A 3249-nucleotide genomic window follows, 5' to 3' on the forward strand; every position below is an offset into this window, starting at 1 on the left:
CTAAAACTGGATAAACCCGAAGGCCAACTAGAACAGCATATTATTACGTGGCTAAAACAAAAAAGAGCCGAGACTAACAACCTGAATCAATTAACCGTTGAACGTTTTATGACTGACAGCCAACAAGCGGGATCGGCTGCTGACATTGATACGGAACTCCATGATTTTGCATAAATAATGAGGGATACGAAAAATGAGCAAACTGGAACCATTGGATTGCCTTGATTGTCAGAAAATATTGAAACATTGGATTGAATTTCAACTGGTGGATGAACAGGGAGAACCGCTGGCGGGGATACCTTATAAACTGAAAATTCGGGGGAAAAAGGGTCTTGATAGAACCGGCACCACCGATGGAAATGGTTTATTACGTGAAGAAGACCTTCCCCCCATGCCGGTGACATTATCTGTTTCAGCCCAGCCCTTGGCTGATAAAGTGACCCAGTGCCCCGCCCGGCCGGATACCGGGCAGGCCGGCAATCTTCAGGTCAGGGAAAATAGTTATTATGGCGGGCATGCCTATCATTATATTCCGCTGGATGGCGTCAGTGATGCTTATCCGAAAGTCACAGGTTGGAAAGAAGGAGAGTTAACAGCCTCGGAACACTTTAAGAACTCGACACTAAAAGGGTTCACGGCTCACCCCCTTAACCGGCGGTATGTCCTGGAAATTCAGGCGATAGAAAGTGGTATCAATTTAATTATTGGCGTCTTTTTTGATGGGACAGGGAATAATACTGACAATATTGATGAACGCTTTGCATGTTCTCCAGAGAAGATTGGCTTAACACACAAACAGGTCAACGATTTTACCTGTTCATTTGATCAGTTTGGTCAGTCCGGCGATACCTCACGGATTAGTTATGATGGTTACTACACCAATGTGCATTTTTTGCATCAACTCTATCAGAGAAAAAAAATTGATGAGAACACGCATCAAACCAAAGTCTATATCGAGGGTATCGGTACACAGGCAGGCAAATCGGACAATATCATCGGTTATGGGCTGGGGGTTGGTGAAACCGGCGTGGCGGCCAAAACCGATATGGCTATCCAGAAAATCAAAGCTGAAATTTTGACCTTTTTGGAAGGAACAAAAAGCTGCGTGAAATCCCTGCAATTCGATATCATCGGTTTTAGCCGGGGTGCGGCGGCGGCGCGTCATTTTGCTAATCGTATCTATCACAAAGACCCTGCCTTAGCGCAGGCGCTGGCAGAATGCTTTACTGAGCAGCAACGCTATCTGAATAACCCCCATTGCCCGACGGGAACAACCCGTTTTCTGGGCATATTTGATACGGTTGCAGCGATTGGGACAGTAGGTAATGGACTCAATCCCCACAATGCCGACACAGGCGATATTGATATCCGCCTGCCGGCCGGCATTGCTGAACATATTTTCCAAATCACCGCGCAAAATGAATGCCGTTATAACTTTTCTTTAAACAGCGTTAAACCGGATTACCCCGAACTTGCCCTGCCGGGTGCGCATTCCGATATTGGTGGCGGGTATAACCTAAAAGAAACGGAGAACCTGTTTATCACCCGGCCGCGGATCGCCACGGTGGATGAAAGTATCCCCGATAATGCCACCTCAGTTTATAAAAAAGCGCAGGAAGAGCTTGGACAACTCAAAATGTACCCAACCATTGCGCCCTTGCTGATTGGCAATCATGTCAGGGTTGAAGTCTGGCAAAATCCCCATTTTCAGCCCCGCAATGAGAAAGAGATGTTTAAAAAGCAGGTTTCAGCAGCGGCAGTACTTTCCCGTAAGATAACCAATGACTGGTCAAAAGTCGTGATGCAGGTAATGCAGGATGCGGCGCAAGAGGCGGGTATGATCTTTGATAAACCAAATGAAAGTGTTAAGTATTACCAGCTTACACCGAAACTCCAGACATTGGCAGATAAAGCCATTGCGCAGGGTCGTGCCATCCGGCAAGGCCAACAACCCGTCCCTTTTACGCCCGAAGAACTCACTTTAATTCAGTCAAAATACGTTCACTGCTCCTCTCACTGGAATGCCGTGAAAATCAAAGAGGAGAAAATTCAGGGCGGTGTTTACTCTGTTGAATTATTCAGTTTTGTCAATCGCCCTTGTGAAAAATGGCACCGGGCTGTTTTTGATATCACCCGTAAGGAAATCTCATAATGAAAAGAAAAATCTTAATATCACTGCTGGGTTTTGGGCTGGTATGGGGCTTAGCGGCCTGCCAGTCTTACCCGCCCGGAAAGCGGGTGGTGACCTACAAACCCATTGTGCGTAAAAGTGAGCCGCTACCTTATAACCGGTGGGAGTTTCAATTTAACACCCCAGAATATTTTCCGGTCAGTATCAGTTTTGTCCAGTTTCAGGACGAAGATAATTATATTGACCAACTTTTTATGCCGGATGGTGCCAATTCACATTATCGTAGTGTAACTACCTGGGATAAAAAAATAGGCGGGGGAGGAGGCGCTATCAGAAACCATGGTGAAGCGCTTCCCAAGCGGCTAATGGTGTGTTGGGATTCTGTGATTGATAAAAAATCCTTCCAGACCCTGTTTAACTTTACACCTGAGGTTCGGCAACTGATGCGTGAGCCTGCTTTCTATCCGGGGTATGAAAAACAGCCACCTGATTACCGAAATACGATATTCATTGGTCTGGCACCAGGGGGGGCTGCCCGCGCTTGGTTACGCGGCATCAATAAGAATAACGGCGATAATATTCTGATCTCGACGGGCGAATCAGTTTCCGGCGATAAGATGACAGTATGTCAAGGGAAAACCAACGTACTTAATGGCTATGGTGAGTATCCTGAATACATCAGGAACTTTATCAAAGGAAAAACCTATCCCTATGGTGAATGGTAAAAAACAGGGCATCTCTCAAATTTTGGAAACCTCACAATGAAAAGAAAAATCTTAATATCACTGCTGGGTTTGGGATTGGTATGGAGCCTGACAGCTTGCCAGTCTTATCCCCCCGGAAAACGGGTGGTGACCTACAAACCCATTGTACGTCACAGTGAACCACTGCCATATAACCGCTGGGAATTTCAATTTAGTACCCCTAAATATTTTCCGGTCAGTATCAGCTTTGTCCAGTTTCAGGATGAGGATAATTATATTGTTCAAAAATTTATGCCGGATGGTGCCAATTCAGATTATGACAGTGTAACCACTTGGGATAAAAAAATAGGCGGCGGCGGCGGCGCTATCAGAAACCATGGTGAAGCACTTCCTAAACGGCTGATGGTTTGCTGG

The 3249-nt window shown here is 46.0% G+C and carries 3 protein-coding genes; all 3 read left to right on the forward strand.

The genetic code is table 11. The annotated features are described in order from the left end of the window. Positions 1-193 precede the first annotated feature (193 nt). A complete protein-coding gene (locus PSI17_RS16270; RefSeq protein WP_273552959.1) occupies positions 194-2152 on the forward strand; it encodes a phospholipase effector Tle1 domain-containing protein in 1959 nt (652 codons plus the stop codon). Then, positions 2152-2856 carry a DUF2931 family protein gene (locus tag PSI17_RS16275; RefSeq protein ID WP_273552960.1) on the forward strand — a complete coding sequence of 235 codons (705 nt, stop codon included), beginning with the start codon at positions 2152-2154 and terminating at the stop codon, positions 2854-2856. The genes PSI17_RS16270 and PSI17_RS16275 overlap by 1 nt, the downstream gene beginning before the upstream one ends. A 36-nt stretch (positions 2857-2892) precedes the next feature. Beyond that, a partial coding sequence (locus tag PSI17_RS16280) for a DUF2931 family protein (RefSeq protein WP_273552961.1) occupies positions 2893-3249 on the forward strand: 357 nt, incomplete at its 3' end.

This window comes from Xenorhabdus sp. IM139775, assembly GCF_028598745.1.
In the GTDB taxonomy this organism is placed as follows: Bacteria; Pseudomonadota; Gammaproteobacteria; order Enterobacterales; family Enterobacteriaceae; genus Xenorhabdus.